24 protein-coding genes are annotated in these 21,991 nt (G+C 65.9%); 10 read left to right on the forward strand and 14 right to left on the reverse strand.

Going from position 1 to position 21,991, the window contains the following annotated elements; genetic code table 11:
* From BMW72_RS14545 to BMW72_RS14560, 4 genes are all read right to left on the reverse strand, one after another.
* A partial coding sequence (locus tag BMW72_RS14545) for an HNH endonuclease signature motif containing protein (protein WP_139175919.1) occupies window positions 1-1,661 on the reverse strand: 1,661 nt, incomplete at its 3' end.
* A 256-nt stretch (window positions 1,662-1,917) separates the two neighbouring features.
* Window positions 1,918-2,736 (reverse strand): carbon-nitrogen hydrolase family protein, encoded by an 819-nt coding sequence (locus BMW72_RS14550; protein WP_241983832.1) that lies wholly within the window; start codon window positions 2,734-2,736, stop codon window positions 1,918-1,920.
* 63 nt (window positions 2,737-2,799) lie between these two features.
* Window positions 2,800-4,164 carry an APC family permease gene (locus BMW72_RS14555; protein WP_092111793.1) on the reverse strand — a complete coding sequence of 455 codons (1,365 nt, stop codon included), beginning with the start codon at window positions 4,162-4,164 and terminating at the stop codon, window positions 2,800-2,802.
* Window positions 4,161-5,075: a carbon-nitrogen hydrolase family protein gene (locus BMW72_RS14560; RefSeq protein WP_092111794.1), complete on the reverse strand. Its 915-nt coding sequence runs from the start codon at window positions 5,073-5,075 to the stop codon at window positions 4,161-4,163. The genes BMW72_RS14555 and BMW72_RS14560 overlap by 4 nt, the downstream gene beginning before the upstream one ends.
* A 114-nt stretch (window positions 5,076-5,189) precedes the next feature.
* Here BMW72_RS14560 and BMW72_RS14565 point away from each other — a divergent pair, with 114 nt between their 5' ends.
* On the forward strand, window positions 5,190-5,945 hold the full coding sequence (locus BMW72_RS14565) for a FadR/GntR family transcriptional regulator (protein WP_092111796.1): 756 nt from the start codon (window positions 5,190-5,192) through the stop codon (window positions 5,943-5,945).
* Window positions 5,946-6,035: 90 nt separating this feature from the next.
* Here the strand turns inward: BMW72_RS14565 and BMW72_RS18825 are convergent, their stop codons facing one another.
* Both BMW72_RS18825 and BMW72_RS14570 read right to left on the reverse strand, forming a co-directional pair.
* Complete coding sequence (locus BMW72_RS18825) at window positions 6,036-6,179, reverse strand: hypothetical protein (RefSeq protein ID WP_166787688.1); 144 nt, start codon at window positions 6,177-6,179, stop codon at window positions 6,036-6,038.
* A gap of 50 nt (window positions 6,180-6,229) precedes the next feature.
* The gene (locus tag BMW72_RS14570) at window positions 6,230-7,690 is read right to left on the reverse strand and encodes an NAD(P)/FAD-dependent oxidoreductase (protein ID WP_092111798.1); all 1,461 of its coding nucleotides are present in this window, start codon (window positions 7,688-7,690) and stop codon (window positions 6,230-6,232) included.
* Window positions 7,691-7,809: 119 nt separating this feature from the next.
* Between BMW72_RS14570 and BMW72_RS14575 the strand changes: the two genes are divergently transcribed.
* Window positions 7,810-8,400, forward strand: a complete 591-nt coding sequence (locus BMW72_RS14575; RefSeq protein ID WP_092111800.1) for a helix-turn-helix domain-containing protein — start codon at window positions 7,810-7,812, stop codon at window positions 8,398-8,400.
* A 1-nt stretch (window position 8,401) separates the two neighbouring features.
* On the opposite strand, the gene BMW72_RS14580 is transcribed toward BMW72_RS14575, so the two are convergent.
* The 4 genes from BMW72_RS14580 to BMW72_RS14595 are packed head-to-tail and all read right to left on the reverse strand — an operon-like array spanning window position 8,402 to window position 11,298.
* Entirely contained in the window at window positions 8,402-9,421 is a 1,020-nt protein-coding gene (locus tag BMW72_RS14580) for a heme-dependent oxidative N-demethylase family protein (protein WP_092111802.1), read from the reverse strand.
* Window positions 9,418-10,359: a PDR/VanB family oxidoreductase gene (locus tag BMW72_RS14585; RefSeq protein ID WP_092111804.1), complete on the reverse strand. Its 942-nt coding sequence runs from the start codon at window positions 10,357-10,359 to the stop codon at window positions 9,418-9,420. The genes BMW72_RS14580 and BMW72_RS14585 overlap by 4 nt, the downstream gene beginning before the upstream one ends.
* On the reverse strand, window positions 10,356-10,901 hold the full coding sequence (locus tag BMW72_RS14590; RefSeq protein WP_092111805.1) for a dimethylamine monooxygenase subunit DmmA family protein: 546 nt from the start codon (window positions 10,899-10,901) through the stop codon (window positions 10,356-10,358). Before BMW72_RS14590 ends, BMW72_RS14585 begins: the two co-directional genes overlap by 4 nt.
* 16 nt (window positions 10,902-10,917) lie before the next feature.
* Window positions 10,918-11,298 carry a cupin domain-containing protein gene (locus BMW72_RS14595; protein ID WP_092111807.1) on the reverse strand — a complete coding sequence of 127 codons (381 nt, stop codon included), beginning with the start codon at window positions 11,296-11,298 and terminating at the stop codon, window positions 10,918-10,920.
* A gap of 235 nt (window positions 11,299-11,533) precedes the next feature.
* Between BMW72_RS14595 and BMW72_RS14600 the strand changes: the two genes are divergently transcribed.
* The 6 genes from BMW72_RS14600 to BMW72_RS14625 all read left to right on the forward strand — a co-directional run bounded on the left by BMW72_RS14600 (window position 11,534) and on the right by BMW72_RS14625 (window position 16,340).
* Entirely contained in the window at window positions 11,534-12,079 is a 546-nt protein-coding gene (locus tag BMW72_RS14600; RefSeq protein WP_092111811.1) for a dimethylamine monooxygenase subunit DmmA family protein, read from the forward strand.
* The gene (locus BMW72_RS14605) at window positions 12,076-13,116 is read left to right on the forward strand and encodes a PDR/VanB family oxidoreductase (RefSeq protein ID WP_092111813.1); all 1,041 of its coding nucleotides are present in this window, start codon (window positions 12,076-12,078) and stop codon (window positions 13,114-13,116) included. The genes BMW72_RS14600 and BMW72_RS14605 overlap by 4 nt, the downstream gene beginning before the upstream one ends.
* Entirely contained in the window at window positions 13,113-14,102 is a 990-nt protein-coding gene (locus BMW72_RS14610) for a heme-dependent oxidative N-demethylase family protein (RefSeq protein WP_092111815.1), read from the forward strand. Before BMW72_RS14605 ends, BMW72_RS14610 begins: the two co-directional genes overlap by 4 nt.
* Before the next feature lie 67 nt (window positions 14,103-14,169).
* Window positions 14,170-15,420: an ammonium transporter gene (locus tag BMW72_RS14615; protein WP_092111817.1), complete on the forward strand. Its 1,251-nt coding sequence runs from the start codon at window positions 14,170-14,172 to the stop codon at window positions 15,418-15,420.
* A 34-nt stretch (window positions 15,421-15,454) separates the two neighbouring features.
* On the forward strand, window positions 15,455-15,793 hold the full coding sequence (locus BMW72_RS14620; protein WP_092111883.1) for a P-II family nitrogen regulator: 339 nt from the start codon (window positions 15,455-15,457) through the stop codon (window positions 15,791-15,793).
* 40 nt (window positions 15,794-15,833) lie between these two features.
* On the forward strand, window positions 15,834-16,340 hold the full coding sequence (locus BMW72_RS14625; RefSeq protein ID WP_092111819.1) for a YbaY family lipoprotein: 507 nt from the start codon (window positions 15,834-15,836) through the stop codon (window positions 16,338-16,340).
* Here BMW72_RS14625 and legP read toward each other — a convergent pair.
* The gene (legP, locus tag BMW72_RS14630; protein WP_092111821.1) at window positions 16,311-17,792 is read right to left on the reverse strand and encodes a Dot/Icm T4SS effector Zinc-dependent metalloprotease LegP; all 1,482 of its coding nucleotides are present in this window, start codon (window positions 17,790-17,792) and stop codon (window positions 16,311-16,313) included. The genes BMW72_RS14625 and legP overlap by 30 nt on opposite strands.
* A 236-nt stretch (window positions 17,793-18,028) precedes the next feature.
* On the opposite strand from legP, the gene BMW72_RS14635 reads away from it, so the two are divergent.
* Complete coding sequence (locus tag BMW72_RS14635; RefSeq protein ID WP_092111823.1) at window positions 18,029-18,505, forward strand: VOC family protein; 477 nt, start codon at window positions 18,029-18,031, stop codon at window positions 18,503-18,505.
* 15 nt (window positions 18,506-18,520) lie between these two features.
* On the opposite strand, the gene BMW72_RS14640 is transcribed toward BMW72_RS14635, so the two are convergent.
* On the reverse strand, window positions 18,521-20,086 hold the full coding sequence (locus BMW72_RS14640; RefSeq protein ID WP_092111825.1) for a maltokinase N-terminal cap-like domain-containing protein: 1,566 nt from the start codon (window positions 20,084-20,086) through the stop codon (window positions 18,521-18,523).
* A gap of 284 nt (window positions 20,087-20,370) precedes the next feature.
* Between BMW72_RS14640 and BMW72_RS14645 the strand changes: the two genes are divergently transcribed.
* Window positions 20,371-21,042, forward strand: a complete 672-nt coding sequence (locus tag BMW72_RS14645) for a GntR family transcriptional regulator (RefSeq protein WP_241983833.1) — start codon at window positions 20,371-20,373, stop codon at window positions 21,040-21,042.
* Window positions 21,043-21,142: 100 nt separating this feature from the next.
* On the opposite strand, the gene BMW72_RS18830 is transcribed toward BMW72_RS14645, so the two are convergent.
* Together BMW72_RS18830 and BMW72_RS14650 are read right to left on the reverse strand one after the other, a co-directional pair.
* Window positions 21,143-21,283 carry a hypothetical protein gene (locus BMW72_RS18830; protein ID WP_167361067.1) on the reverse strand — a complete coding sequence of 47 codons (141 nt, stop codon included), beginning with the start codon at window positions 21,281-21,283 and terminating at the stop codon, window positions 21,143-21,145.
* Window positions 21,284-21,482: 199 nt separating this feature from the next.
* Window positions 21,483-21,983, reverse strand: a complete 501-nt coding sequence (locus tag BMW72_RS14650) for a GNAT family N-acetyltransferase (RefSeq protein WP_092111829.1) — start codon at window positions 21,981-21,983, stop codon at window positions 21,483-21,485.
* Between the last annotated feature and the right edge of the window lie 8 nt (window positions 21,984-21,991).

Below are 21,991 nucleotides of genomic sequence, written 5' to 3' on the forward strand. Positions count from 1 at the left end.
AAGTGCAGGTTGGTGGCGGTGGTGGGGCCGCCGAATTGTTTGTCGATGGTGTGGTCGAGGTCGCTGTGCCCGGCGGAGCGGTTGCAGCCGGGGAAGCGGCAGCTTCCGTCGCGCAGGCGGAGGTATTTCTTCAGTGCGGCGGGTACTCGGAAGGGTTCGGCGCTGACGTCGAGGACGATGCCGGTGTGCGGGTGGGTGAGGACGCGCAGGAAGCTCGTTGCGGTGCCGGCCAGCTTGCGGGCGGTTTCGGGGTCGATCGGCCCGTAGCCTTCGAGTTCGCCGGGCTCTTCACTCTTACCCATCAGGGTGAGCACCGGCACGGTGATGTTGACGTTCGCGGTGAGCCCGGCGCCGAGGCCGCTGCCGGTGACGCCCTGCTGAAGCAGGTCAACGGCCACATCAGCGCGTAACTGGCTGAGGGTGCGGGGTTCGTCGGGGCCTTGCAGGCTGATGGCGGCGTCGGTGACGCGGGTGTAGACGGCCTGGAGGTCGTCGCCGGCGGCGCGCAGCCACAGGGTGGCCATGCCGTCTTTATCGGGGAAGAACTGCACCCCGCGGTCGGCGAGGCAGCGGGCGCGGCGCACGGTGATGCTGTCGGGGTGGAAACGTTCCCGCAGTTTGCGTGCTTTGCCGTCGAACTGGGCAGGGGTGAGGCGTTTCGCGTGGGGCAGCAGCACCGTTTCGAGGTCGGTGCGGGCGGGCTGGGGGACGGAGCTGAGTTGGTCGAGGACCTGGCGCACGTGGCGCAGCGAGATGTCTCCGGTTCGGAGGGCTGTGAGAGTGTCGGGCCGTTCAGCCACCAGCACTCGGCTTTGCTGGAGGAGGCCGGAGGCGGTGCCGCCGGGGATGCGGAGCGCGCAGGCGATCTCGGCGACGAGGCCTTGTTGGGCGGCGAAGGTGGCGGCCCAGTCGTGCTCGTGCTGCGGTCCGGCTTGGGGGCGGCCGGTTTCGGCGGTGTTGGTGGTGTAGTCCCACGCTTCGGTGAGTACTTCGGCTTTGCTGGCTTGGGCCCAGCCGATGAGCTTTTCGAAGTAGAGCACCCGGTCGACGAACTGCGCCTGCCGCCGCTGAAACGGATTCAACCCCTCGAGGGGATCCAACTGGTCAGCGCCGGACCGATCAGTGCCGGACCGATCAGTGCCGGACCGATCAGCGCCGGACCGATCAGTGCAGGTCCGGTCAGTGCAGGTCTGGTCATCGGCGGATGGGTCATCGGTGGCCGGGGCGGAGTGGTGCGGCTCGTCGTTCGTGTCGTGCGTGGTGCGCAGGTACTCGGCGTAGAGGAACTCCTCGCGGAGGTCGTCGTCGAACCGGTGCTCGGGCGGTACCGCCGCGAACACCTCGGTGAGGTCGAGGCCGGCCGGAAGGGGCGGGCCGTCCGGCATCTCACGCCGATAGATCGCCGTGCCGACCGGGTCCGCGCCGACCGGGGCAGCCCGGAACGGCGCGGTAGTGAAGGGTTCAGTGTCGACGTCTTCCAGGGCCTCGTACGGAGCGAACTGCCCGAGGCCCTCAGCAATTTCGACCTGCCAGTCTGCCTGGCACTGCGCCCAGAACACCTCGAACTCGGCACGCTCCTCGAGAGTGCTCGGCGGTCGGCCGTACGCGGCGAAGAACGGATCGGCGCGGCCCGGCTGGGGGGTGTCGCCGCGCTGGCTCATAGAACAAGTGTACCAAACCCACCCCGCGAAAGCGAGGCTTTCTCAGATCTGTCGGGAATTTTGCCCGAAGCTGCATTCACACGAGCGGCCGCGTTTCGCAGACCCGCTCACTCTGGTCGAGGGTGGTCTCGGCGGGCTCGACCGACGGAGTGTGTCCGTTCGCAGACTCGCTCCAGCTTCGCCTTGAGCCTGACAAATTTCGCCTCAACTTTGTGTGAGGGGACCTATTCGGGCGCGTTTGAATGTGCGGCGATTCCTATTCCCGAGGCTGGATGGTGTGACGCCGGTGATCGCGGGAGGGGTTGCGCTCGCGCGTCTGACGTACCAGGTCGGGATCGACGACGAGGGTGACCAGATCTGGTGTGCGGCCGAGCTCGGCGAGTACCCGACCGGCCGGATCGGAGAGCAGGCTGTGCCCGATCGAGATGGGTGCACACTGCGACACGGCGCCGACGAAGTAGGAGTTCTCGATGGCGCGCGCCTGCGCGAGAACCCGCCACTGTTCGGTCTTGTCGGGGCCCGGGACCCACGAGGAGCAGACCAGAACCAGGTCGGCGCCGGCATCGGCCAGTTCGCGGCCGAGTTCGGGAAATCGCAGGTCGTAGCAGGTCATCAGGCCGATGCGCATCCGCTCGCCCGAACGCCCCACCACCTCACACACCACCGGGGTCAGATCGGTCGCCGGGGCGATCCACTCTGACTCTCGAAAGCCATAAGAGTCAAACAGGTGCATCTTGCGGTATTTGGCTAGCAAGTCTCCGTCGGGACCCAGCACCACAATGGTGTTGTATGGTCGCGCCTCGTGATCGTTGATCTCGACGATTCCTGCCACGAGAGTGATGCGAAGCGACCGCACGGTCGCCGCGAGGGCAGCCACAAACTGCCCGGTCACCGGCTGGGCTACCGCAGAGAAAGTCGCATCGACCATTTTCTTCTCGTACATGGCGTATTCGGGAAACACGACGAGGTCGGCCCCGTCAGCGGCTGCACGCCGGGCGGCCTGCTGAATCAGCAGTAAATTGCGGTCGACGTCTGCGCCGGACGCAATCTGGGCGAGGCTGACTCGCACGCTCACCCTGCTCTCCGCGTGCCGGTCACGCCCGTCCCGTCAGCCTAAACGACGTCAGCCTAAACTCCGTCAGCGGGTCTCGGTGACGAGAGCTTCGTCATCCGCTTCGACGTAGTCCATTTCGGGCGGCTGACGGCGAAAACCGCGCGTGAGTACGCCGAGCACGATTACCCCGACGGCGAGCCAACTCAGGCCGAGAACGATGGCGTTCGCATCGAGGCGGGTGAGGAGGTAGAGCGTGATCAGGCCACCGATCAACGGGATGACGAAGTAGAACACGGGATTGAGGCGGTTGCCTTCGCGTCGCTGACGCACAAAGTAGAAGATGACGGCCACGTTGACCATGGTGAACGCGACGAAGGCCCCGAAGTTGATGAACGAGGTCGAGGTGGCGACATCGAGGAAGATCGCGATGAAACCGACCACGCCGATGATGACGAGGTTGAACACCGGTGAGCGAAAGCGCTTGCTGACCTCGCCGAAGATACGACGCGGGAGCACACCATCGCGGCCCATGGCGAACAGCAGCCGGGAGGCCGCAGCCTGGGCGGCGAGGCCGGAGGCGAACTGGGCGATGACGAGGCCGGCCAGGAACACGGCCCCGAACACGTTGCCACCGATCTGCATGGCGATATCGAACGCGGCCGAGGACGCGTCGGTGAAGACTCCGCCCGGACGCACCAGCTGGGTGGTATAGGAGACCAACACGAAGATGGCGCCGCCGATGAGCGCGACCAGCAGGATGGCCCGAGGTACGGTCTTACGCGGGTTGATGGTCTCCTCGGTAAAGGTGGTGACGGCGTCAAAGCCGAGGAAGGAGTAAGCGGCGATGGCCGCGCCGGCGGTGATTCCCGCGAAGGTGGAGGTGGGGTTGGCGAACGGCGAGGCGTTGATCAGACCGCCGGCGCCCTGGCTGGCGACGATCGACGCGATCGACAGCGCCACGAAGGCGCCGATGACGAGCACCTGAAAGGCCATGAGCAGGAAGTTGGCCTTGTCGGCGACCTTGATGCCGAGAATGTTCAGCAGGGTCGTGATCACGACGAAACCGATGATCCAGACCCAGGCGGGAACGCCGGGAAACTGCGCTTCGAGGTAGGCGGCACCGATGAGCCAGATCACCATGGGCAGAAAGAGATAGTCGAGCAGCACGGCCCAGCCAACCAGAAAACCCACCCGGGAGTCGACGGTGCGCCGCACATACGTGTACGCGGAGCCGGCCACCGGGTAGGCGGCGGCCATGCGGCCGTAGCTCGAGGCGGTGAACAGCATCGCGACGAGGGCGACGAGGTAGGCGGAGCCGCTCGCACCCCCGGTGGTCTCGGCGACGACGCCGAAGATGCCGAGCACGATCAGTGGTGTCATATAGGCCAAGCCGAACAAGACGAGAGAGCGCAGGCCGAGGGTGCGCGCGAGAGCGGGGGTGCCGGTCATGTCAGGAGTTCCGTTTCCAGGAAAGTTTCGGTGAGTTGTGGCGTCCAGCTCGTCGGGTCGATGCGCCCGGCGTAGAGCGGCAGCTCGAGGGGGGCGTCGGTCGGCAGGAACTGCGCCCACAGCCGGTTCGTTCCAGCCGTGCCGTGTTCACGTACCCGCGCGACGTGGTCGAGATCGAGGGTGACGGCCAGCGCGACCGTTTCGGTGCCGGTGGATTCGGCCAGGGTGGCCCCTTCCGGGTCGACGATGAGACTGCGGCCCTCGCCGAGCGGGCCGGCACAGTTCACACTCACCGTGAAGGTCTGGTTGACGATGGAATTGGCCCGGGCCAGTACGACTTCCTGGGCACGGTCGGGGGTCGTGGTTTTGACGATGTTGAGCACGACCTCAGCGCCCATCCAGGCCAGGTGCCGCGTCACCTCGGGAAACCAGGCGTCGTAGCAGATCGACAGCCCGAACCGGCCAATGCCGGGGGCGTCGAACACGACGAAACGGTCGCCGGGTTCGTAGGGCTCGTAGGGACGCCAGGGGAAGATCTTGCGATAGCTCGCCACGAGCTCACCCGTTGGAGAGAACACCACGGCCGTATTGAACAGTTCGCCGCCCGGCCCACGTTCACAGATGCTTCCCGGCAGCAGCCAGACGCCCGCCGCCCGGGCGATCGCCCCGAGCCGGCCGACCAGCTCACCATCCAGCGGCACAGCGGATGCCCGCAGCACGTCGTTGCGCTGCTCCAGGCTCAGGGCTTCACCCGTTTCGGTACCGAACAGGTGCAGCTCGGGAAAGACGACAAACTGTGCGCCCGGGTCGTCGACGAGAATGTGGTGGAGCTCGCTCGCGAAGTCGTCCAGCGACGCACCGAGGGCATGTGGCGCGGCCTGGACGGCGATGATGCGCACTGTTCGTGGCATGGTGACTCCTTCGATCTGGACAACCGTGTCTGCAACAAATAAATTAGATCATAATGATCACTTTTGTCTAGTCCATGGTGGTACGCCGGCGCGGGCAGTTACTGTAGGTGCGTGATGGTTGACGGAAATGACACCCACGGGGCGGTGCCCGCCCTCGCCAACCCGGCGGTATCCGGCATCACCCGCTTGAGCGCCACGGACACCGTACGCGCACGCATCGCCCTCGCCATCGAGCTCGGACTCATGGTGGTGGGGGAGCAACTGCCGTCCGACCACGATGTGGCCGCAGCGCTCGGGGTCAGCGAGATCACGGCCCGCCGGGCCTTGAAAAGCCTCGCCGATGAAGGGGTGCTGGCCCGCAGGCGCGGACGCACGGGGGGAACTTTTGTGGCCGAGCCTGGGGCATCCGCTTCGGTCGCGTCGATCACCGCTTACCTGGCCGATGCCGCCGACGTGCACCGGCTCATTGATGAGCGGGTGCTGCTGGAATGCGCGCTCGTGCACCATGCGGCGTTGAATATTTCGGCCGGGCAGCTCGACGTGCTCGATGAGGCGGTGGCGCAGGCGGCGACAGCTGAGAATTGGACCGACTACCACGCGGCCGATGCACGATTTCACTTGGGCGTGGCCGCGGCCAGCGGGCTGGACTGGGCGCTACCGCAGTACGCTGCCGCGCTCAACGCCCTGTATCGGTATTTTCTGCCCTACCCGGTGGATTACCTGCACGGCGTCAACCGTGAGCACGCCCGCCTGGTCGCCGCCCTGCGCGAGCACGACCCGGTGGCCGCCGTTGCCATTATTCGGCAGCACGTGTCGGTGCTGCACGACTCTATGTTCGTCGGGCTGGCCGCCGGCGACCCGCGTTCCTGACGCGTCGGGCGGCAGCGCCAGCTGGCGGTGGGCGCGCCAGCTACAGCTGGAGCGCCCACCCGTAACTGGCGCGGTGTGTACTGACGGCGCCTAGTGGTGGCGCTTGGCGAGCAAATACATGCTCACATTGATCTGCATGAAACGCACGAGCTGAACCAGCACGTTGCTGCGTCGCCGCAGCTCTCGTGCGCTCGGCAGCGGCGCGACATCGATGTGGCTTTGGGCGGTGTCCATGGTGTTCTCCTTCTAACGACGTACGAAAAGCGGATGCGGCCTGCCGCCACTCACTCGGGAATGAGGTACCAGAACGGATACGCCTTGGCCTTGTAGAGGAACATCGTGTGCAGCACGCGCTTGACCCAGTGTGCGGCCAGCCCGATGTCACCCGTCGTCTCGGTCGGGTGGCGACCGGCGGTGGTGGGATGCTTCGAGAAATCGGGCACGATCGGGGACATCGACATTGCCGCGGCAGTGCCGGTGAGCAGGCCCGTGCCGGTCGAGGCGATGCACGCGGCCGACATCTCGCCCATCGACGCGGTGTGGGTGGGGGTGGTCGCGCCGTCAAGGATCATGTCGGAGATGGTCATGGCGACCATCTTGCCCATGGCGCCCGACGGCATGCCGGTGCGGGGCGGTGCCGGAGCGACAGCCACGCCGCCGGGGGTGGCGTAGGGGCGGGAGATGGCGTGCGGCGGGGCGAACGCGATGCCGACGCCGAAGACGTTGTGAAAACTCGGGTTCTGATAGGTGCGCGGCCAGTCCTGAGCCGTCCATTCCTCGAACGGCTTCGCAGTGTAGTTGGCGTCGACCCGCATGAAGCCGCTCGGCGCGAACACCACGTCGGTGATGTCGGCACCCGAACGGTCGAAAGCTTTGAGGCCCACGCCTCGAAACGGTGGCAGCAGCATGGCGAAGTCGAACGCCTGGGTGTTCTCGGTGCCGTCGATCTGCGTGTAGTGAATGACTCCGGGGTCGATTTTGGTCACGGCAGCCTGGGTGATGGCCTTCATGTTGCGTTCGCGAAAGAGCGAGTCCATCCAGGTTTCACTCGTGACGCGCTGGCCTCCCTGGCTGAAGGTCATGCCGCCCACACCGAAGTCGCCCAGTTCGTGTTCGTTAGTGAGGTAGATGACCTCCGCCTTGTCGCGTACGCCAGCGGTGCGCAGTTCCTGTTCCACGTTGAAGGCGTATTCGAACGCCGCGCCCTCGCAGGTGCAGGTGCCGTGGCCGACACCGACCACGAGGGTCTGCTCGCGGCCGGCCTTGAGTGCGTCGATGACGGAGTCGAAGTGTTTGGCGGCTTCGACGGCGTGGCTCGGCGTGCAGACCGAAACGGTGTGCCCGCCCGGGCCAAGACCCGGGGTGGCCTCGAAGTTCAGTTTCGGTCCGGTGGCATTCACTAGATAGTCGTAGCGGATGCGCTCGGTCTGGCCGTCCCGCACCGGGTCGGTGTAGACGACATCGACGGCGCCCTGAGGGCTGGCCTCATCGCCATCGGGACGAATCGCCACGGCCTTGGCCTGACGAAAATCGATCTTCTTGCGGCGATAGATCGGAGCGAGCGGAAACACCACCTTATCGGCGCTCATCTTGCCCACACCCATCCAGATGTTAGAAGGGATCCAATTCCACTTCGAGTTGGGAGAGACAACAATCACTTCGTGGGCATTGCCCAAACGCTTCTTCAGATAAAGCGCTGCGGTGTGACCGGATACTCCGGCTCCCAGTACGACGACACGTGCCATTTCAGACCTCACTATCTCAGCAACTGCGCTGTTCACCTGACCATACACCTATACCCGACGGGGTATTCACCGCTGGTGTGTTCCGTTTTCTGGTGGTGACCGGCCCGTAAGATTGCACGGTGCCTCACTCTGCTGAAAGCCCCGCAACGCCCGGTGCGCTGGAACGAATCATCGCCATCCAGGTGCGCAAGTACCGCACCGAGAGCGGCCTGTCATCGGCCGATCTTGCCCTGCGTACCGGCCTGTCCAAAGCCATGATTTCCAAGGTCGAGAGCGCGAGCACATCCTGCTCCCTGACCACACTGCAGCGTCTGGCCGAGGGGCTGAAAGTGCCGGTCACGGCCTTGTTCCGGGGCGCCGACACCGATCGGGACGCCACCTTCACCAAGAGTGGCGAGGGCAGCCTGAGCGTGCGCAGCGGCACCCAGCACGGCCACGAGTACCGGGTGCTCGGCTCACTCAAGGGCCGCACCGACGCCATCGAACCCACCCTGGTGACGCTCACCGACGCCTCGGACATCTTTCCGCTGTTTCAGCACGCCGGCACCGAGTTTCTCTACATGCTGACCGGCAAAATGGTCTACGGGCACGGCGCCTACGAGTACACCATGGTGCCCGGCGACTCGCTGCTGCTTGACGGCGAGGGCCCGCACGGCCCGTTGCAGCTGCTCGATCTGCCCATCACCTTTCTGGCGATCACGGCCAAATAGCTCAGCTCCCCAGCAGCCAGGCGGAGGCCGAAGCTCGATATCGGTCGATGCCCTTGTACTCGGCCATGTCGGCCGGAAGTTCCGCCAGCACCTGACCGAGTCGCCGCCGCCAGGCCGGAACCGTCGCAATCTCGGTGAGCGAGACCAGGTAGCTGCGCACCAGAAAAAGCACGGTACCGGTGCGTGGCAGTCGGATGAGGTGCTGCACCTCGACCCGCAGGTGCAGCCGATCCGGCAGCGCAGGGTCGAGCAGCACCAGACGCCGATCGGCGCCCCACTCGGGGTAGCTGTCGGTGGAGGTGTCCAGGCGGCGATCCACGGTCATGGTCCAGTTGGTACGACGGAAATTGTCGCCCGGCTGCAGTCGCAGCAAAAACTGTTCGGCCCGGCTGACGATGCGTTCCTCGTGCACGCGGGGGACCGGCCCGTGAATCTCGGTGAAGCGCATGCCCACATCGAAGCCGAGGCACCAGTCCGCGGCGAAGGTGACCGACCCGGCATCCAGCCAGAGTGCGCCGTCTCGGGCGTCGAGCAGCGCGATGTCATCCTGGATCTGGCCGCCGATGAACACCAGCGGGTCCATCCCGAGCGAAGAATCATCGCCGATCACGAACTCGAGCTCGAGCCCGAGCAGGTCGTTGCGCCAAGAACAGTTGAGCCCGTCGCGGTAAAAGGCCATCATCTCGGGATAATCGGCGGCCATGATCGGCAGGAGCGTCTCGATCACGTCCCAGACCGCGGGACGCATGTGCGCGAGGGTCTGGCAGCGCGAGGGATCGCGGGCGAGGATCTCGGCCCGTTCGGCCAGGTCGCAGCGGTAGTCACAGTCGATGTCGATGATGTTCTCACCCCAGTGGCCGGCATCGGTGTCAACCCGGCCGGGGGCTGGTTCCACGTTGGCGCTGTAGCGGTAGCTGTTCGCCGTGAACGGGAAGGGCAGGTGCCGGGCACGCTCGGCGAATGGGGCACCGGAAGCAGGATCAGGCAGCGGTGCAGTGTCGGTCAGTGGTGCAGGCGTCATAGGTCCAACTCCAGTTCGTGGTCGAGGCCGCGCGAGACGCAACACATCATGCTGGCGTTCTCAGTTTTTTCGTCGTCGCTGAGATACAGGTCGCGGTGGTCGGGTCGGCCCCGGAGCACGGGCACGATGCACTCGCCGCAGATTCCGCTGCGGCACATGTTCGGTACCACGTGGTCGGCCCGCTCCAGCGCGTCGAGCAGTGACACCCCGGCGGGTACGTCCACGTCCACGTCGCTTCGAGCCAGGTGTACTCGAAAAGGTTTACCCGGGCCGAGATCGGCGGCAGCGAACGGTTCGGAGTGCAGCCTTGAACCGGGCCAGCCGGCATCCGCTGCCGCCTGCAGCACGTTCGCGCTGAACTCGACCGGCCCGCAGACGTAGAGGTGGGTGCCCAGAGGTTGGCTGCGCAGGTGCTCGGCGAGCACGACGGTGAAGTGTTCGCGGCCCGTGCTCTCCACCAGCGCGGTACCGGCCAGGGCCCGTGCCTCGTCGAGGTGAGCGGCCGCGCCGGGGCGGTAGCGGTACAGCAGGGTCGTCGGCCGTTGCCAGTCCCGGCCGGCCTTGAGGTGCGAGATCATCGGGGTGATGCCGATTCCGGCGGCGATCAACAGGTGCCATCTGGCCGTGGCGATCGGCGCGAACGCGCTGCGCGGGCGAGACACGCTCACCGCGTCGCCGACCCTAAGGGTGTGCAGGGCCAGCGAGCCGCCGGCGCCGCCTGGCTGGCGCAACACCGAAATGGTGTACTCGCTCGGGTTGCTGCCCGATCCGGTGAGCGAATAGGAGTTGGTGCGCCCGGCACGGTGCACCACGATGTGGCTGCCCGCGACGTACGCGGGAAGAAGGCCACCGTCGGTCGCCTCGAACGCCAGCGAACGGATGCCCGGGGCCGCCACGGTCACACCGCGCACGACGAGGTCGAGCAAGGCGCCTGTCACTGCGCCTCCTCGGCGTCGACCATGAACCCCAGGTAGGCGGTACTGCGCCGGGAGAAGTGGTGGTAGGTCAGCAGGGATCGGTCGCACCCGGCACAGCTCACGACGCCGCCGATCGGCTGCGCGGTCTCAGTCACCGTCTTGCAGTGGGCGCAGTGCACCCGGAGAGTACTGCGGTCGGTGGTGCAGAGCGCGATTTCCTCGTCGAGGGCGCCGCAGGCGAGTGCCTGGGAGCGGGCCTGGTAGACATCCGTTTCGGGCCCGGCCAGGAGTAGCCGAACCCCGACGTGCGCGGTGGACAGAAGCGTGCCGATGTGGGTGAGGGCGGAACGGTCAGCGCGCGGCGCGGTGAATTCGCGCCAGAGCGCGGCCGGGGCGCTGGCGCGCGGCCAGGTGGTACTGGCCGCAGCGGGAGCGGCCGTTCCAAAGCAGTAGACGATGCACTCCCGGGCCGCGACGAGCAGGCTGATGGTGTAAGCACTGCTCGTCGCGGCCCGGGGAACGCTCGTGGTGGCCGTGGCGAGCACGGCGGTACCGGCGGTCATGATTTCTCCGACCGGCCTAGGGTGCGAACGAGCGGTGTCCGACGTAGTATCCGAGCGCATAATCGAGCGTCTCGAACTTGACCGTTGTGCCCTTGGGAAAGAACAACACGTCCTTGGCGACGGCATGGGTGACCTCGCCGGTGGCCTGGTCGGTCAGGATGAATTCGCCGTCGACGACCACCTTCATCTCGTCGTAGGTGTACTCGTAGACGAGCGGCTCCGAGGCCTTGAGTTCGAAGAAGCCGCACGAGATTGCAGCGCCCCCGGGATTGGACAGCGCGTCGCCGATGAAGGCCTCCGACCCCGGCGCGTTCATGCTCGGCAGGCCCAGGTAGGCGCCTTCGACCTTGTGGATCGAGCCGGCCTTGGTGAGCGTGCCGTTGAGGGTTGTGGTCATCGTGGTCTCCTTGTCGCTGTCGTGCGGGCAGTGAATCTGCTTACACAATGATTACTCGCAGTAAACCCGGATCGGGTTTCCGGATTGTTAAATGCACGTTTCGTCTGGCCGGTCACCCCCGTTCGGGATGGTGGCGACGATCGACGCGGCGATTTTACGTGCGCGAAACACCGACCGTGTTGATTGCCGGTAAACATGGTTGCACCACAGTAATCATCGATTGATTGGAGAAGCCGTGCCGACGCTCAATAGCGTGTACGTCCACCCACCGGCTCGCAGCCTGCCGCTCTGGCCTGCCGGCGACCTCGACACCAGCGCGCGTTCGCACCTCATCGTGCCGATTGGCGGCCGGGCCGAGACCGACCTCGCCCGACAGCGACTGCGCCAGGCGCAGCTCCTCGCGCCGAGCACGCTCCTGGCCTTTGCTGCCCTCGGCCCGGCCGAGGCCGACACCCTGAGCGCGGTGTACCGCAGCGCCCGCGTCGGGCTGCGCGTTCTCATCATCGGCGGCCAGTTCGACGTGTTTCAGGCGCTCGCCGCGGCCCGCGGCGCGGGACTGTTGCCGCCGGAACTGCGCTGCATCCTCACCCACACCAGAGACCTCCCGATGTTCTGCGCACACTGCCGGGCCACCAGCCGGGTCGCAGCCGCACCCGGTTCCCTCGTCACCTGCCCCGGCTGCGCGCGCACCCTCGAAATCCACGAACACACCTCGTCGCGGCGCGGCAGCTTCCTCGCCTCGCAGGCCGCTGTCCCGAACACCCTGGCGCAGGCAGCATGACGGTGGTCAGCCCGGCGCCGACGCGCGCGGTGGATCCGCGCAAACCGGGCCACCAGCATCCGTCCTTCGATACCGGCGTGCGATCGCTCGTGGTGACCGCGGTGCGCGAGCTCACCGACGCGATCGTGCAGATCGTTCTCGAAGACCCCGCCGGGGGCATGCTCGCCGCGTATGAGCCCGGCAGCCACCTGATCGTGCAGGCCGGCCCGGTGCGCAACACCTATTCCCTGATCGATGACGGCGTCAACCCGCACCGCTACGCGATTTCCGTGCTGCGGCGCAGCGCCCCTGTTCCAGCGGGCGGGTCAGCCGAATCGAGCGGTTCGGCCTGGCTGCACGACTACGTGCAGGTCGGCCGACGGGTTGAGATCGAGGGCCCGCGATCGCTCTTCGCACCCGTCACCACCGAGCGTAAGGCCCTGCTGATCGCGGGGGGAATCGGGGTCACTCCCATTCTTTCGCACACCCGGGCTGCCGCACGCTGGGGCCGCCCCGCCGAGGTGATCTACAGTTACCGCGCCGGGTGCGGCGCCCACCGGGATGACCTGCGCGCCCTCGCCGCGAGCGGGGCGATCACCCTGCACGAAGTGCACACCAGAACGGATGCCGCCGCCCTGCTCTCCGAGCGCCTCGCCGCCCAGCCGATGGGTACCCACGCCTACGCCTGCGGCCCACCCGCCTTCGTCGACCGCTATCTCGAGCTCGGCGAGGCCGCCGGATGGCCGGCCGATCGCCTGCACTCTGAACGATTCGAAGTGCCGCCGCAGGATGCCGGCCTGCCGTTCGCGGCCATCATCGCCTCGACCGGCGCGCGCCTGGCGGTGCCGGCCGGCGTCAGCCTGCTGCAGACGCTGCTCGACAACGGCCACGATGTGGCCAACCTCTGCCGCCAGGGGGTGTGCGGCGAATGCCGCATCCCGGTGCGATCCGGACAGATCGAACACCGAGATTACGTACTCTCCGAGCGGGAGAAAGCCGACAACACCACCATGCTCTGCTGCGTTTCACGCGGCGCTGAAATCGAGGTAGACCTGTGACGAACACCAGTACGGCCGAGATCACCCACACGACCAACCTGCCCTGGCCGTTTCCCGACGACCTCACGGCCTTTCGATACTCGGTCAACGTGGAGCCGGCCCGGGTGCTGCGCGCAACCGCCGGAGGCTCCTGGGGCGCCCACATCGTCGATCTCACCAACCCCGACTACCCGCAGGTGATGGCGGAGCGCCGCCGCATCCTCGACGCTGATCCCGGGCGCACCCAGATTCTGGACGGCATGATGCCGGCCTGCTGGGACATCCTGGTCTACTACCTGCGAGACCTGGCCCTCTCCTATCCGCTCAGCTGTCACCTCGCCGAGAACGGTGACCGGTTCCACTGGCGCAACAACCTGCTCGGCACCGACCAGACCTTCGTGCTGGGCGACCTCAGCACCCTGCCGTATGACCCGCTGAGCTTTCTCGGCCGGGAGATTCCCGACGATCTGCTCCTGGTGAAGGAGCGCGACGGACAACTCTTCTTCGACGCCGGGCTCGTGACCTTCGCCGCGGCCTGGTCGGTCAGCTTCGACGTCGGCATGAATTTTCGGGAGATCCACGGTCCGGTTCCCCGTTTCACCGGCGAGGGACTCACGAGCCGCGCCGAGTTGTTTCTCATGCACCTGCCCACCGATTCGGTCTACCGGCGGGTCAACTGGACCCTGTCGGCCTCCGGATCGCGCAAACTCGACGTCAGTCTCGAAGAACTCCCGGAATGGGGCGGCGACATGCCCCGACTGGTGAGCGACCGTGACTTCGGCAACGTGCAGCTGCGCATCGAACTGGAGCATTTCATGCGCCTCCCGATGTCGGGGGCGATCACCTTCTGCATCCGCACCTTCATGGCGTCATTCGCCGAGATCAAGGCCATTCCCGCCTGGCGAGACCAGCTCGCCCAGGTGCTCACCGAACTTCCCGACGACCTCGCCACCTACAAGGGGTTCATCGGTCACCGCACCGAGGCCGTCGCCTGGCTGCTTGCCTAACCGCGCCACCCGCAGCATCCACTCCCCAGAGCACCAGCCACACACCACCAGCAACAGGAGAACCCCTATGCCCGCCGCAGACCTCGCCTGGCTTCTCGCCGCCTTCGCCCTCGTCTCGCTCATGTTTCCCGGTCTCGCCATGTTTTACGGAGGCATGCTCGGCAGCAAGAACGTGCTCAACATGATCATGATGGTCATGAGCTCCCTCGCCGTCACGAGCGTGCTCTACGTGCTCTACGGCTACAGCATGGTCTCCGGAAACTCCCTCGGCGGCCTCGGCATCATCGGGGATCCGCTGGAATTCTTCGGGCTGCAGAGTTTCGTAGCGGATGCCGGCAGCAATGGTGCCGAGGGCCTGTATTGGGCGGCATTCTTCATACTGTTCGCCGCAATCACCATCGCCATCGTGGCCAGCGGCGCGGCCGGACGCATGAAATTCGGCGCCTGGATTTTGTTCTCCGGACTCTGGCTCACCCTGGTCTATTTTCCCCTCGCCCACCAGGTCTTCACCTTCACCGACGAGGAGAGCGGCTATGTCGGCGGCTGGCTGCGCAACGTCATCGAACTGCACGACTTCGCCGGCGGCACCGCCGTGCACATGAACGCCGGCGTCGCCGCGCTCGCGCTCGCGCTCGCGCTCGTGCTCGGCAAGAGCAAGGGCGGCCACCGCCCGCACAACCTGCCGCTCGTCGTACTCGGCGCCGGTATTCTCTGGTTCGGTTGGTACGGCTTCAACGGCGGATCCGCCGCCGGCGCGAACTTTCTCGCCCAGTACGTCGTGCTCACCTCGCTGCTGGCCGGTTCGGCCGGCATGATCGGGTTCGCGCTCGTCGAGAAGATTCGCACCGGACGTGCGACCACCCTCGGCATGGCCTCCGGCGCCATCGCGGGACTCGTGGGCATCACCCCGTCAGCCGACGCCGTCAACCCGGTCGGGGCGCTGCTCGTGGGCCTGTTCAGCGGTGCCGTCGTTTGCCTGACCCTAAAATGGAAGACCAAACTGGGTATCGACGACACCCTCGACGCGTTCGCGGTGCACGGCGTCGGCGGAGTGGTCGGTGTGATCTGTGTCGTGCTGTTCGCCGCGAGCGACGCACCGGCCGGCATTACCGGCATCCTCTTCGGGGGCAGCTGGGATATCGTCTGGCGTGAGCTGGTGGCCATCACGGTGACCTGCGTCTATTCCTTCACCATGACCTACGCCATCGCCTGGACCCTGAACAAGACCATCGGGCTGCGCGTGTCCGAAGAAGAAGAATATGTGGGCCTCGACGTGAGCTACCACGCCGAGACAGCCTATGATTCCGGCCGCGTCTAACACCCCCTCCGCACCCGCCACCAAAGGACTCACCATGAAACTCATCACCGCGATCATTCAGCCGCACCGCCTGGACGCCGTGCACGATGCCCTCATCGGCGTACACGTGAACGGCCTTACCGTCACCGAGGTGAGCGGGTACGGCTCGCAAAAGGGCCACTCCGAGATCTACCGCGGCGCCGAGTACACCGTCTCCTTTCGGCCCAAGGTGCGCATCGACGTGATCGTCACCGACGAAGACCTCGACTCCACGATTCAGACCATCGTCGACGCGGCCTGCACCGGCAAGATCGGCGACGGTAAGGTCTGGGCCACCGACGTGTCCGACGTCGTGCGGGTGCGCACGGGGGAGCGCGGTCCCGCCGCCGTGTAGGGCAGGGGGCAGCGCGGAACGCCGGAGTATCCTGTGCGGCATGATCGATTCGCTTTCCACCACGACCGTGCGCGGCATGATCGACTTCGCACCCGGCCAGCGGCCACCGACACCGTTCACGGTCACGGTCCTGGTCGAAGACGTGTCGAAAGCGGATGCCCCGAGCACCATCGTCGGCCGGTCCCGTTTTGAGATTCCCGCGTCGGCACCCGTCGACTCGGCGTGTGCCGCGCGGCCCGACACCGGAGTGCCCTTCCACGTGGCCGTACCGACCAGCCTGATCGCTGCGCCGCGTCGATTGAATGTACGCGTGCATGTGCGATCGGGCGTCACGGCACACACCGCCGACACCGAGAACGTGCGCCGCGAGCCAGATTCGCGCGAGCCGATGGCGCACCCCGAGGCCCGAGAGCCTTCCCGAGCCACGCATGAGTTGGAGTTTGAACGGCCCGACATCACCGAGGGGGACTTCGTCTCGACTCAGTCCCACTCGGTGCTGCCAGGCCAGGGCCGTGCTTCAGTTCGTATCCCGGTGCTGCGAGTCTGAGCTGGCAGTGGCTGCGCGTACCTCGGCCTCGTCAAACGAGGTGATCACGCCGCCGAGGCTTTCGTAGCCCGTGAGCGACGGACCCCAGGCGGCGCCGTTGAACCACTTGTGGAACAGCGCACTGTTGGTTCCGGTCAGGAACACATCGAGCCGGCCGGACGACCACGACACCACGCGCGGCTGCGAGGTAGCGATGCCGCCCATGTTCTCGTACCCGAGCACCGACGGGCCCCAGGCATTGCCGTCGAACCACTTGTGGTACAGCGCACTGTCAGTGCCGATCACAAACAGGTCCAGCCGGTTCGGCCCCCAGGAGACGGCCTCGGGTTCGCCGACGACGATGCCGCCGAGCCGTTCGAAGTCGTTCACCGGCGGGCCCCAGGCGCTGCCGTTCCACCACTTGTGGTACAGCGCGCTGTCGGTTCCGGTGACGAACAGGTCCAGCCGATTCGGACCCCACGCCACGGCCTGCGGAGCGCACTCGGCGATTCCGCCCATGTTCTCGTACCCGGTGACCGACGGTCCCCAGGCTCCGCTGAACCATTTGTGGAACACGGCGCGGTTGGTGCCGAGAACGAAGGCGTCGAGCCGGTTCGGGCCCCACGACACAACGGGGCTGGAGCTTGCTCTGGCCGTCTGCGGATACATGAAGTTGACCGCGGCGATGTCACCGGCCGACAGCGCGGTGCGCTGGCCGATCTGGGCACCGGCCTGCACCGGAGTGATCGTCTCGAGCCCGTTCTTCGAAAACGCGGTGCGGGGGTAGTGCATGATCGAGCCGTAGTCATAGCCGCCGACGTCATCGCCGTCCACGATGTGCTGGTCGAACTGACTCTCCATACCGGTTTCGATGTTGGCCACGTTAATGGTCACGAAGGTATTGCGGTCCTCGCGGCTCTGCTCATGCCAGAGACCGACGGCGTGGCCGATCTCATGGATGGCGTTGCCGGTGCTGCAACCGGTACCCAGACTGATGGTCTGCATGCCGTTCCCCTGCATGCCCAGCATCGACCAGCATCCGCCGGCATCACTGAACTCGACAAAGTTGGGAAACTGCGCCGCATTGGCCGGGGTGCGTTCCGGAAAGCGGATGGGCGTGCGCGCCTCCCAGTGTGTGATCGCGTCCCGCACGCGCTGCTGGTTGGGCAGGGCGGAATCGATCTGAAATGGAACCTGGGCGTTCGGCCATCGAAAGCGAGCGCCGGTGATGATGACGCCCCGTGCTCGGGCATCGTCCCGGTTTGCTGCGTCTTTGGTCTGCTCCAACTCGGCAACGGTTCCCAGCACGATGTCGCCTTCGAACACGGCCAGGTTGTTGACCTTGTAGTAGACCACCTCGGTGGGCCCGAAGGTGACGCCGGCGATGATGCCGGAGGCCGCCTCGCCCGCCTGAAACTCACCCTCGCTGACGAATTTCTGGTCGCCTCCGGGGCCAAAACTGTTATCTGCCATGGAACTGCTCCTTGTATGTTCTGTTCCCCTGGCACTGGCCGATTGGGCGGTGCCGCAACTGGGCGGCACCAGGACTGGCACTTCGCCCACTGGCGGTCAGGCTACGCCGACGGGCGTTATCGGAGCGTTATTCGTGGTCGGGTTCTATGGAGCAATACCAGTGCCGATCGCTCTGGGTATCATGGCTGAAATCGTCCACCCCTGGGGTGGTCGCCCAGGCCCCGAAGGAGTAGCCAATGACGAGTATCAGCCCCTTTCTCTGGTTCAACGGCCAGGCCGAGCAGGCCGCCGAGTTCTACGTCTCGATCTTTCCCAATTCGCGCATGCTCAATGTGGCGCGCTACCCCGAGGGCGGGCCGGCGCCGGCCGGCAGCGCCATGTCGGTGTCATTCGTGCTCGACGGGCTGGAGATTCAAGGGCTCAACGCCGGACCGCAGTTTCCGTTCACCGAGGCCATCTCGTTCTTCGTGCAGGTCAACACGCAGAAGGAGGTCGACCAATTGTGGGACCAGCTCACCAGCAACGGCGGGCAGCCGGGGCAATGCGGCTGGTTGAAAGACCAATTCGGTTTGTCGTGGCAGGTGGTGCCCACCACGCTCGGCCAGCTCCTCAACGACCCCGATCCGGCGCGGGCCGGTCGGGTAATGGCAACGATGATGGGCCAGACCAAGATCATCATCGCCGATCTGCGAGCCTCGGCCGCCGCCGAATAGATCCGTCAGATCAGCTCAGCCCAACTCACCGCGGCCGACCAGCCGTTCGATTGCGGCGAGCGGGATCGGCAGCCAATTCGGGCGATTGCGTATCTCGTAGACCGCTTCGTAGAGCGCTTTGTCGAGCTCGAAGGCGTCGAGGAGGTCGCTCTGCTCGGCCAGGTCGATCCCGGATTGTTCGGCATATCCGTTGAGGAAGGCACCGCGGCAGGCCCTTGCCCACTGAAAAATCGTGAGCGCGGTCGTGAAGGTTTTGCCAATCTTCTCGGCACCGGCACCGGCACCGGCACCGGCACCGGCGGACTGCACTGTCGCGGCGCTTGTTGCCGTCATCGCCCCCGCCACATAGGAGAAGGACCGCAGCATGCCGGCGACATCCCGCAGGGTAAGGTCGGGTCGGGTGCGCTCCCGCAGGGTGCGCAACGGTTCCCCCTCGAAGTCGAGCAGCACCCAGCCGCGGCCCCGCACGTCGAGAACCTGGCCGAGGTGGAAGTCACCGTGAATGCGCTGAAGCCTCGGCCAGGCCGCGGTCTCCGCCCGGGCGAAAACCGCCTCGATAACATCGCGATGCCCGGCCAGAGCGGGTACTTCCTGCAGAGCCTGACTAGAGCGCAGCCGCATCTGCGCCATCTCCTCGGCGATCACCGCGGGAGTCGCCTCGAGGGTGGGCAGTGTGCCGGCCAGATCGTGGTGAACTTCCGCGGTGGCTTGCCCCAGTCGAAAAGCGGGGCCGGTGAAGTCGCTCCCGGAGGCCGCAGCGACCAGGGCAGTCCGCCAGGCATCCGGTGCGTCCGGCAGAAACTCTTGGGCGAAGGCCAGATGGCCGACAGCACGGTTGCCGGGTTCGGCGGGGTCGTCCCACTGGCCGGCTATGGCACCGAATGGCAGCGGTATCCGACGCGATGCGGCGCGGGCGAGCGCGGCCTGCACCGTCACATCGGGATTCTCCCCGGCATGGATGATGCGAAAAATCTTGCAGATGATCGGCGGCGTCGGTGCCCCGGCCGCATCGGCACGCTGCACGATGATGGACGTATTGGATTGTTCGCCGCTGAGCACGCGACTCGAGACGACGAGCGCCGCCGACGGGATTTGTGTCCCCGGTCTCAGATCCTCGCCACGCGCGCTGGCGGACCAGCGGTCGGTCTGCCGTGGGCGGGTCGACGTGGACACGCCCTGCCCTTCCATAAAGGTGAGCACCGCAGCCGCGAAGGCCGGATCGTAGGGGGCGTCGTAGATGAAACGCGCGTGGTCGGAGCCGGGCCTCCGCACCGTGATCAGGGCATCGGCAGCACCGGGCAGCTCCGAGGCGCGTTCCGTGGTCGGCAGTTGGTACAGCGTCAGGCCGAGACTGGCGGTGTCCAGCACGAGGTCGACGCGAATGGTCACGCCGGCTTCGGACGAGGCCAGGGAGAAGTAGCCGATGCTGCGCAGGGCGGGTACGTGTCCCTTGTTGCCGAACCACCGCTGGGTTGACACCCAGGCGTTGACGTAGTCGGGCAGAGGGATACCGCGGTGTGCGGGGGCGAGGTCGGGATTGGCGGGGCGGCGTGCATTATGGGCGCGGTCTCCATCGATCATGCCGCCAGCGTAGCCTCCCCACCCGTGCGCCGTGCGATAGCGCGGGTCTCCCTCGGTTGGATGGAGAAAAGCTGAACTGAGGGCCAGACGGTAAAGCGGCACCTGATCGTCGAGCCCCCAAGTAGGATTACGCCAATCAAGCGATAGTGCGAAAGGCCAGCGATAGAATTGTAAACAATTGACAGATGGCTGGAATCGGGTCACACTGTCGATGGAATTTTCACCCGCGTGTTTAGGTACTGACTCGAGAAAGAACTGTGAAAGGTATGCCCCAGGGATATTCATTGGAACCCGTCGTCCAAGAATCCACCCCGTCGATCATCGCCCGCAAGCTGCGCTACGCAATCGCCCACGGCGAGGTTGCCCCCGGATCGCAATTGGGCGAGGCCGAGCTGGCCCGGGAACTCGGAGTCAGCCGGGGCCCGCTGCGCGAAGCCATGCAGCGGCTGACCCAGGAGGGCCTGCTGGTCAGCATTCGCAACCGTGGCTTGTTTGTGATCGAGATGACGGACGCCGAGATTCGCGATATGTACGTGTTGCGCACCGCCATTGAATCGGCCGCCTGCAAACTGCTCGTACGCGCCGACCACGTCGCCGCCGGTAACGATCTGCTGGCCAAGGTTGCGAAGATGGAAAACGCGTCAAACGCCGGCGATCGCGCCGCCATGAGCGACGCCGACCTGGCCTTTCACGAAGACCTCGTGGCGCTGAGCGGCAGTCGCAGCCTGGCGCGCATCCACAGCACCCTCATGACAGAGACCCGCATGTGCCTGACCGTGCTGCAGGCGTCGTACCGGGGCACCGAGGAATGGATCGCCGAGCACCGCGGTATCGCCGAGGCCATTCTCGACGGTAACGGGCCCCTCGCCGAGCTCCGGTTGGGCGAACACGAAGACGACGCCCTGGCGCGATTGACGAACTCGCCGAGCGAACCGGCATCCGTTTCGATCGCCTGAGAGCTCCCATACGCCTGTACTCGCCAAACAGCGGATGCCCACGCGTCGCGACCCGAGAACGCGTCGCGGCCCGTTCACCCCGGGGTGCGCGGCGGGGAAATCAGACCGTCGCGAGCGCCGGGCGAGCCACTCGGGGAAGGCGCACGGGTTCGACACGAATGCTGGTGCGCTCGCAACCGGTGCACTTGAGAACGTAGAGGGGAAGAGTGATGCGCAGGGCCTGCGCGGGGTTCGGATTCAAGTCGGCTTGTGATTTGCAGAAGGGGCAGGTAATTCGCATCGATGGGGGTCCCTTGGCTTGAGTCTGCGCAAGCGATAACTCACGTCAGGATGACCCTAAGGGGCAAGCACACAACACCGCACCCCCTTGAACTTCTCGCCAGTTTGTGTATACAGAGCAGTGCGTCTGTCCCCATAACGACGGACGAGCGGGCGAGACGCTAAACGGATGCCGCCAGCAGACTCACCACGACGGTGTCGCCCTTGGTCGACTGCTGGCCGACCTCGGTGAACCCGAGCCGGTCGTGAAAGGCGAGTGAGCCCGGGTTTCGCGGCTGCAGGTTGACCTCGCAGAGCACCTCGGCGAGCTTCATGCGGCGGGCAGCGCCGAAGATGGCGTCGTACAGGAGCTGGCCGAGGCCCTGCCCGCGATACCCGTCGGCCACAACGATGCGGTCGACGTAGAGAAAATCCTTCGACCGGGCCGAGAACCAGCGGTAATTCTCGCTCGCATAGTCGGCTCCGGCCACGAACAGAACGGCAAAGCCGAGTGCGACGTCGGCCGCGTCGTCGTCGACGACGGCAACCGCGAGCTGGCTGTGGTCGACGAGTACCGCCAGCGCGGGGGCATCCAGTTCGTTGACCGCGGGAACCGCAGCATTATTGAGGGCGAGCAGGAGCGGCAGATCGGCCGCAACGAGGGAACGAATGGAATAGGTCACTCCCCAAC

The sequence above is a fragment of the Cryobacterium luteum genome (assembly GCF_900110125.1).
In the GTDB taxonomy this organism is placed as follows: domain Bacteria; phylum Actinomycetota; class Actinomycetes; order Actinomycetales; family Microbacteriaceae; genus Cryobacterium; species Cryobacterium luteum.

Coding starts and splice junctions, on each gene's coding strand:
- BMW72_RS14555 (WP_092111793.1), bottom strand. CDS start 4,164: ATGACCGGCACCCCCGCTCTCGCGCGCACCCTCGGCCTGCGCTCTCTC.
- BMW72_RS14560 (WP_092111794.1), bottom strand. CDS start 5,075: ATGCCACGAACAGTGCGCATCATCGCCGTCCAGGCCGCGCCACATGCC.
- BMW72_RS14565 (WP_092111796.1), top strand. CDS start 5,190: ATGGTTGACGGAAATGACACCCACGGGGCGGTGCCCGCCCTCGCCAAC.
- BMW72_RS18825 (WP_166787688.1), bottom strand. CDS start 6,179: ATGGACACCGCCCAAAGCCACATCGATGTCGCGCCGCTGCCGAGCGCA.
- BMW72_RS14570 (WP_092111798.1), bottom strand. CDS start 7,690: ATGGCACGTGTCGTCGTACTGGGAGCCGGAGTATCCGGTCACACCGCA.
- BMW72_RS14580 (WP_092111802.1), bottom strand. CDS start 9,421: ATGACGCCTGCACCACTGACCGACACTGCACCGCTGCCTGATCCTGCT.
- BMW72_RS14590 (WP_092111805.1), bottom strand. CDS start 10,901: ATGACCGCCGGTACCGCCGTGCTCGCCACGGCCACCACGAGCGTTCCC.
- BMW72_RS14595 (WP_092111807.1), bottom strand. CDS start 11,298: ATGACCACAACCCTCAACGGCACGCTCACCAAGGCCGGCTCGATCCAC.
- BMW72_RS14605 (WP_092111813.1), top strand. CDS start 12,076: ATGACGGTGGTCAGCCCGGCGCCGACGCGCGCGGTGGATCCGCGCAAA.
- BMW72_RS14615 (WP_092111817.1), top strand. CDS start 14,170: ATGCCCGCCGCAGACCTCGCCTGGCTTCTCGCCGCCTTCGCCCTCGTC.
- BMW72_RS14620 (WP_092111883.1), top strand. CDS start 15,455: ATGAAACTCATCACCGCGATCATTCAGCCGCACCGCCTGGACGCCGTG.
- BMW72_RS14625 (WP_092111819.1), top strand. CDS start 15,834: ATGATCGATTCGCTTTCCACCACGACCGTGCGCGGCATGATCGACTTC.
- legP (WP_092111821.1), bottom strand. CDS start 17,792: ATGGCAGATAACAGTTTTGGCCCCGGAGGCGACCAGAAATTCGTCAGC.
- BMW72_RS14635 (WP_092111823.1), top strand. CDS start 18,029: ATGACGAGTATCAGCCCCTTTCTCTGGTTCAACGGCCAGGCCGAGCAG.
- BMW72_RS14640 (WP_092111825.1), bottom strand. CDS start 20,086: ATGATCGATGGAGACCGCGCCCATAATGCACGCCGCCCCGCCAATCCC.